The organism is Streptomyces sp. NPDC127100, from assembly GCF_042724095.1.
Classification (GTDB): Bacteria; Actinomycetota; Actinomycetes; order Streptomycetales; family Streptomycetaceae; genus Streptomyces.
In genome coordinates this window covers 1-8,864 of sequence record NZ_JBHXFL010000090.1, presented here as the reverse complement: position 1 = coordinate 8,864, position 8,864 = coordinate 1, and the positions used below count along the sequence as shown (strand labels likewise).

Sequence of the window (8,864 nt, the reverse complement as noted above, 5' to 3'; positions counted from 1 at the left end):
AACTCACGGTCCCGTCGACGCCACGCCGACAACGCAGGCAACACCGCCGTCAGCGACGAACCCTCAGCCGGCAACGCCAGCAGATCCGCCACCTCAGACGCATCCCCCCGCTCCACCGCATCCCAGAAACCAGCCTCGACCGAGTCACGACTGTCGAGTGCGGTGTCTGCCTCGGGCTGGACAGGCTGGACCCAGTACCGCTCTCGCTGGAAGGCGTAGGTGGGCAGGTCCACCAGCCGGGGACGGGACGGGGCAAGGAAACCAGCCCAGTCCACTGCATGGCCGCGGACATACACCTCCGCCAGAGCCCGCACCAGCGCGTCGGCCTCGTCACGGTCCTTGCGCAGCACCGGGGCGAACAGCATCTGCGGGACGCACTCGGCGCCCATCCCGGACAGCACCCCGTCCGGACCCAGCTCCAGGCAGGCCGTCACACCATGCTCGGCCAGGTGCGTCACTCCGTCGGCGAAGCGCACCGCTTCCCGCACGTGCCGCACCCAGTACTCCGGGTCACACACCACAGTCGTATCGGCGAGTTCACCGGTCACGTTCGACAGGACGGCCAGCTTCGGCGCCTCGTAGGCAACGGACCGGGCGACCTCGCGGAACTCGGCCAGCATCGGCTCCATCAACGGCGAATGGAACGCATGCGAGACCCGCAGCCGACGCACCCGACGGCCCTCACCCCGCCACAACTCCTCCAGCCCCGCGATCACTTCCTCAGAACCGGAGACGACCACAGCAGTGGGGCCGTTGACCGCCGCGACATCCACACTCTCCCGGTCTGCCAGCGCAGCCCGGACCACCGACTCCTCGGCCTCCACCGCCAGCATCGCCCCACCAGCGGGCAACGCCTGCATCAACCGGCCACGCGCCGCCACCAGCACACACGCATCTTCGAGGGACCACACGCCGGCCACATGGGCAGCAGCCAGCTCGCCGATCGAATGCCCGCCCACCACATCAGGACCCACACCCCACGACGCCACCAACCGGAACAACGCCACCTCGACCGCGAACAGAGCACACTGCGTGAACTCCGTCGCGTCCAGCACCCCGTCGTCATCGGCGAAGACCACCTCACGCAACGGCCGCTCCAACAGACCGTCGAAGCCCGCGCACACCTCATCGAACGCCTCGGCGAACACCGGGAAGGCCTCATACAACTCCCGGCCCATACCGACCCGCTGACTGCCCTGACCCGAGAACAGCACCGCCAGCCGACCCGGCACCACCTGCCCGCACACCACGCCCGCGGACTCACCGCCCTCGGCCAGCACCCCCAGACCAGCCAGCCCGTCCAGCACGACGGCACGGTGCTCGAACACCGACCGCGCCGACACCAACGACCAACCCACATCCACCGACGCAAGCTCGGCCTGACTCACAGCCTCGGCCAGCCGCCCGGCCTGCGCCCGCAACGCGGCCTCGGACTTCGCCGACACCGCCCACGGCACCACCACCGGCGCGACACCCAAAGCGGACTCCGCAACCGGCTCCACCTCGACAGCCGGAGCCTGCTCCAGGATCACGTGCGCGTTGGTGCCGCTAATACCGAACGACGACACGCCCGCCCGGCGAGGACGGCCGGTCTCCGGCCACGCCACCGACTCCGTCAGCAGCTCAACGGAACCGGCCGACCAGTCCACGTGCGGTGACGGCTCGTCGACGTGCAGCGTCTGGGGAAGAACGCCGTGCCTCAGTGCCAGCACCATCTTCATGAGTCCCGCGACACCCGCCGCGGCCTGGGTGTGCCCGATGTTCGACTTGATCGAGCCAAGCCACAGGGGGCGGTCCTCCGGGCGATCCTGGCCGTACGTCGCCAGCAGCGCCTGCGCCTCGATCGGGTCACCCAGCTTCGTCCCCGTGCCATGCGCCTCCACCGCGTCGACCTCAGCGGCCGACAACCCCGCATTCGCCAGCGCGGCCCGGATCACGCGCTGCTGCGACGGACCGTTCGGCGCGGACAGACCGTTGCTCGCACCGTCCTGGTTGAGCGCGGAACCCCGCACCACGGCCAGCACCTGGTGCCCGTTGCGCCGGGCGTCCGACAGCCGTTCCAGGAGCAGCATGCCTACGCCCTCCGCCCAGCCGGTGCCGTCCGCGCCGGCCGCGAACGCCTTGCACCGGCCGTCGGGAGCGAGCCCCCGCTGGCGGCTGAACTCCACGAAGGCACCGGGGCTGGCCATCACCGTCGCGCCACCGGCCAGCGCCAGCGTGCACTCGCCCTGGCGCAGTGCCTGGGCCGCCCAGTGCAGGGCCACCAGCGACGACGAACACGCCGTGTCCACCGTCACCGCGGGACCCTCGAACCCGAACGTGTACGAGATCCGCCCCGAAGCGACGCTGCCGGCGTTGCCGGTCATCAGGTAGCCCTCAGAGGCCTCCCCGGCCTGCTGCACCAGGTCGCCGTAGTCGTGGTAGGTCAGACCGCAGAACACGCCGGTCTGGCTGCCGCGCACCGACGCCGGGTCGATACCCGCACGCTCCAGCGCCTCCCACGACGTCTCCAACAACAACCGCTGCTGCGGATCCATCGCCAACGCCTCACGCGGCGAAATACCGAAGAACCCAGGATCGAAATCACCGGCGTCGTAAAGGAACCCACCCTCACGCGCGTACGCCGTGCCCTTGTGGTCGGGGTCCGGGTGGTAGAGCGCCTCCAGATCCCAGCCGCGGTTGGTGGGCAGGCCGGCCACCGCGTCACCGTCGTTGACGAGCAGGTGCCACAGGTCCTCGGGGGTCTGTACGCCGCCGGGGAAGCGGCAGCCCATCCCGACGACGGCGATCGGCTCGTCCTCGGGCACGGTCCGCGGCGTCGTCGCCGGGTGCGGGGCGGCTGCCTGCCGGTCGTCGTCCGAGTGATCCGCTCCCAGCAGCTCGCCAAGGATGTGGCGGGCGGCAGCGACCGGGGTCGGGTAGTCGAACACGAGTGTGGCGGAGAGCTTGAGGCCGGTGGCGGCGTTGAGGCGGTTGCGGAGTTCGACCGCGGTGAGCGAGTCGAAACCGAGGTCCTTGAAGGCACGCTCCACCGCGACGCCGTCCGCGTGCCCCAGGACGGCTGCCACGCTGTCGGCCACCAGCTCTTGCAGGACGCCCTCCCGCTCGCGCGGTGCGAGGCCGGCCAGGCGCCGTGCGAGGGCGGGGGTTCCGCCGTCGTCGGCCGACTCGACGACCCGGCGGGCCGGGGCTCCGATGAGGTACCGAAGGATCGCGGGTACGGTTCCGGGCCGTGCGTGGGCGCGCAGTACGGCAACGTCCATACGGGTCGGCACCAGCAGGAACTCGTCCGTCGTCTGGGCCGCGTCGAACAGTGCCAGCCCCTCGTCCGCGGGGAGCGGAGTCATGCCGAAGCGCGCCATGCGGGCCATGTCGACCTCGCCCAGGTGGCCGGTCATCCCGCTGCGCTCGGCCCAGAAGCCCCAGGCCAGCGAGACGGCGGGCAGGCCGTGCGCGCGCCGGTGCGCCGCCAGGGCGTCCAGGAACATGTTGGCCGCCGCGTAGTTGCCCTGGCCGGCCGCGCCGAAGGTCGCGGCGGCCGAGGAGAACAGGACGAACGCCGTCAGGCCCATGTCCTTGGTGAGCTCGTGCAGGTGCACGGCGGCATCGACCTTGGGACGCAGTACCCGGTCCAGCCGTTCCGGCGTCAACGACTCGATGACGCCGTCGTCCAGGACTCCGGCCGCGTGGACGACTCCGCGCAGCGGGCGTTCTGCGGGGATCCGCGCCAGCAGCCCGGCCAGCGCGTCGCGGTCCGTCACGTCGCACGCCTCGAAGACCACGTCGGCCCCCAAAGCGTTGAGTTCCTGCTCCAGTTCGGCGGCGCCGGGCATGTCGCGTCCCCGGCGCGAGGCCAGCACCACGCACCGGATGCCGTGTTCGGCGATCAGGTGTCGCGCCACCAGGCGCCCCAGGACACCACTCGCACCGGTGATCAGCACAGAGCCGTCGGTGTCCCACACGGAGTCGGACGTCGCCCCGGAGTCCGGCGTCGCCGGAATGGCGGCGCCCGTCGCCCTGGCCAGCCGCGGGATGGACGCCCGCCCCTCGCGTACGGCGATCTGCGGTTCACCGGTGGCGAGCACCGCGTCGAGCACCCCGCCCGGCACCTCGCGCCCGTCCACGTCACACAGCACGAACCGCTCCGGATGCTCCGCCTGCGCGGACCGCACCAACCCCCACACGGCAGCAGCCGCCAGATCGGTCACATCCTCACCCGGCACAGCGGACACCGCACCCCGGGTCACCACCACCAGACGCGACCCGGCGAACCGCTCCTCACCCAGCCACTCCCGCAACACCTCCAGCGCACGACGCGTCACCGACCGCACCACCGCCGGATCACCCACACCGGCACCGGAGTCGGACGCGGAGAGGAACGGCAACAGAACGTAGTCGGGCACTGTCTCGTCGTTCGTCAGCACGTCGGAGAGACCGGCGTACACCGCGCCGTACTGGTCAGTGGCCGTTCCGGTGCCTCCGAGAAGAGTGCGGAGCTCAGCCTCGCCGGTGCCTACGAAGGCCCGTCGGGCACCGTCCGCCGCCATTGCGGCGGACGCCGTCGGCAGAGCCGCCCATTCCACGCGGAACAGCGACTGGTGTGGCACCTGTCCCCCGACGGCCACGTCGTCCGGCGTGACCGTCCGGGCCGTCACCACGTCCGCCGTGGCCACCACCTGGCCGGACTCGTCGGCCAGCAGCATCGCGACACCGTCCCGCGCTGTCGGCGTGAGCCGCACGCGCAGCGTGGTCGCACCGGTGGCGTGGAGCGAGACGCCGTTCCAGGCGTGCGGGAGCACGGCCGTGTCGCCGTCCGAGCTGAGCCCCATGCCGTCCAGGGCATGGAAGGCGGCGTCCAGCAGCACCGGATGCATCCCGTAGCGCCCGGTGTCCGCTCGCTGCTCCTCCGGCAACGTCACCTCGGCGAAGACTTCCTGGCCTCGGCGCCACGCCTGACGCACCGTACGGAAAGCCGGGCCGCGGACGAGGCCGGCACCTTCCTCATCGCCTTCGTACAACGTCTCGGCATCGACGGGGTCGGCGTCCGCCGGAGGCCACTCGCCGAGCCCCCGAGCGATCGCCTCCGGGTTCACCGGGACGTCTGCCGTCAGCACACCACGCGCGTGGCAGGTCCAGGGGAGTTCCGAGGCCCCGTCCCCGGGGTGCGAGTAGACGCTCAGCGTACGGCGGCCGGAGTCGTCCGGTCCGCTCACCGCGAGCTGGAGCTGAATCGCTCCGCTGTCCGGCAGGATCAGGGGCGTCTCGGGCGTCAGCTCCTCCAGCCGACCGCAGCCGACGGCGTCCCCGGCACGCAACGCCAACTCCACGAAGGCGGAGGTCGGGAGGAGTGCCGAGCCGTAGAGGACGTGGTCCGCGAGCCAAGGGTGGGACTGTGTCGACAGCCGGCCCGTGAAGAGATGCCCGCCCGTCTCCGGCAACGTCACGGCCGCGCCCAGCATCGGGTGATCGGCGGACGAGAGACCGGCCGACGTCACGTCGCCCTGGCGGGCGATGGACGGTTCGACCCAGTAGCGCTGGTGCTGGAAGGCGTAGGTGGGCAGCTTGACGCGACGGGCACCCGTGCCCGTGAACACTCCGGCCCAGTCGACGGCAGCGCCGCCGACGAACGCCTCCGCGGCAGAGGTCAGGAAACGCCCCAGACCACCTTCGCCACGACGCAGCGAACCCACTGCCGTGACAGAGGTGTTGATGTGTTCCTCGGCCGTCTGCTCGACGCCCATCGTCAGCACCGGGTGCGCACTGGACTCCACGAACAGACAGAAGCCGTCGTCCAGCAGTGCACGCAGGGTTTCGGCGAAGCGGACGGTCTGACGCAGGTTGCGATACCAGTAACCCGCGTCCAGGGACGACGTGTCCAGCACTCCACCCGTCACGGTCGAGTAGAAGGGCACGGTCGCGGCCCGAGGACTGATGCCCGCCAGGTCCCGCAGGAGGACGTCCTCGATCTCCTCGACGTGCGCACAGTGCGAGGCGTAGTCCACCGCCACGCGACGGGCCCGCACACCGTCCGCCTCACACGACGCCAGCAACTCGTCCAGGGCGTCCGCATCTCCGGACACGACCACCACGGCCGGGCCGTTGACCGCCGCCACCGACAGACGACCACCCCAGGCCGACAGCCGCTCGCCGACCTCGTCGGCACTCAGCGACACGGACACCATGCCGCCCCGCCCCGACAGCGCCCCGATCGCCTTGCTGCGCAGCGCCACCACCCGCGCCGCGTCCTCGAGCGACAGGGCACCCGCCACACACGCGGCGGCGATCTCGCCCTGCGAATGACCGATCACCGCAGCGGGCTCCACGCCCACCGACCGCCAGACCTCGGCCAGCGACACCATCACAGCCCACAACACCGGCTGCACCACATCGACCTGACTCAGCCAGGCGTCAGCGTCCGTGTCCCGAAGGACATGGGTCAGCGACCAGTCCACGTACGGGTCGAGGGCCATCGCGCACTCGGCCATCCGCTCCGCGAAGACGGGTGAGGAGTCCAGCAGTTCGGCCGCCATTCCGGCCCACTGCGAGCCCTGGCCCGGGAACACGAACACCGCACGGCCATCGACACCGGCCGCACTCCCCCGCACCACGCCTGCGGCCTCACGGCCTTCAGCCAGCGCTTCGAGCCCGTTGGCACCGTCCAGGACCACAGCGCGATGCTCGAACACCGAACGCGTCGTCACCAGCGACAACCCGACATCCACCGGGGCGAGTTCGGCTCCGTCCGCGACGAACGACCTCAGTCGTTCGGCCTGGGCCCGCAGCGCCGCCTCGGACTTCGCCGACACCACCCACGGCACCACCACAGGTGCGACACTCGGCGACTCGCCGGGCGAGGACTCCGCAACCGGCTTCTCCAGGGCAGCGGGAGCCTGTTCCAGGATTACGTGCGCGTTCGTACCGCTGACGCCGAACGCCGACACACCGGCTCGGCGGGGCTCCTCCCCCTCCGTCCAGGGAGTGGCGGTCTCGGTCAGCAGCCGCACGGTGCCGGAGGACCAGTCGACGTGCGGGGAGGGTTCGTCGACGTGCAGCGTCTGCGGCAGCAGCCCGTGCCGCATCGCCAGCACCATCTTCATGATCCCCGCGACACCCGCCGCGGCCTGGGTGTGCCCGATGTTCGACTTGATCGAGCCCAGCCACAGCGGCCGGTCCTCCGACCGGTCCCGACCATAGGTCGCCAGCAGCGCCTGCGCCTCGATCGGGTCACCCAGCTTGGTACCCGTGCCGTGCGCCTCCACCGCGTCCACCTGACCGGCAGACAGCCCCGCGTTGGCCAAAGCGGCCCTGATCACCCGCTGCTGCGACGGGCCGTTCGGCGCCGTCAGACCATTGCTCGCACCGTCCTGGTTCACGGCCGAGCCCCGCACCACGGCCAGCACCTGGTGTCCGTTGCGTTGGGCGTCGGACAGCCGCTCCAGCAGGAGCAGGCCGACGCCCTCACCCCAGCCGGTGCCGTCCGCGCCGGCCGCGAACGCCTTGCACCGGCCGTCGGGAGCAAGCCCCCGCTGACGGCTGAACTCCACGAACCCCCGGGGTGAGACCATCAGCGAGACACCGCCGACGATCGCCCGGGAGCATTCGCCCTGGCGCAGCGACTGCGCCGCCAGGTGCAGGGCCACCAGCGACGACGAACACGCCGTGTCCACCGTGACCGCAGGGCCCTCGAGACCGAACGTGTAGGAGATGCGCCCCGAGACGACACTGGCCGCGTTGCCCGTGGCGACGTAGCCCTCGGTGACGTCCGAGCCCTGGTCCACGAGGGACACGTACTCAGCGCCGTTCGTGCCGATGAACACGCCCGTTCGGCTGCCGCGCACCGACTCGGGGTCGACGCCGGCCTGTTCCCACAGTTCCCAGGCCGTCTCGAGCAGCAGCCGCTGCTGCGGGTCCATGGCCAGCGCCTCACGTGGCGAGATACCGAAGAAGTCCGCGTCGAAGCCACTGACGTCGGAGAGGAACGCGCCCTCGCGGACGTAGCTCTTGCCGAGCGCCTCCGGGTCCGCGTCGTACAGCCCGTCGAGGTCCCAGCCGCGGTCCGTCGGGAATCCGGTGAGGGCGTCCTCGCCTGCGGCGAGCAGGCTCCACAGTTCTTCCGCGGTCGCCACGCCTCCGGGGAAGCGGCAGCTCATGGCGACGATCGCCATGGGCTCGTCGGCGGCGGCCGCAGGGGCCGGGAGCGACGGGACGATCTCGTCGTCGCGCGCGTCGACCAGTTCGGTGAGCAGATGGGAGGCGAGCGCGGCCGGTGTGGGGTAGTCGAAGACCAGTGTGGCCGACAGGCGCATGTCCGTGGCTTCGTTGAGCCTGTTGCGCAGGTTCACCGCGGTCAGGGAATCGAAGCCGATCTCCGTGAACGCGCGGCCGGGCGCGATGGCGTCGGCCCCGGCGTGTCCGAGGACGGCGGCGACGTGCGCACGTACGAGTTCCAGCACGATCCGGTGCTGTTCGCCTTCGGGCAGCCCTGCCAGCTTGCGGACGAGAGCGGAGGCCCCTTCGGCGTGTTCCGTGTCCGCCGCTCGGGTTCCGGCCGCTTCCGCAAGCTGGGCGATCTCCGGGATGCCGCTGAGCGTGCGGGACAGCTGCCGGGCCTCGAAGGTGTCCGCGAAGCGCTGCCAGTCCGCGTCGACCAGAGCGACTGCGGCGTCGTCGAGGACCAGGGCCCTCTCCAGAGCCTTCAGTGCCTGCTCGGGATCCATCGGGCGCATACCGGTGCGCCGCAGGGTACGGCTGACTTCGGCACTGCTGACGGCCATGCCGTCGTCGGCCCAGGGGCCCCACGCGATCGACGTCGCCGGCAGACCCTCAGCCCGCCGCGCCTCCGCCAACGCATCCAAATACGCGTT

The 8,864-nt window shown here is 71.1% G+C and carries 1 protein-coding gene; it reads right to left on the bottom strand.

Annotated elements, in window-relative coordinates; translation table 11 throughout:
- Positions 1–8,864: SDR family NAD(P)-dependent oxidoreductase (locus ACFWJB_RS35175; RefSeq protein ID WP_386927372.1), on the bottom strand; the 8,864-nt coding region annotated here is incomplete at both ends.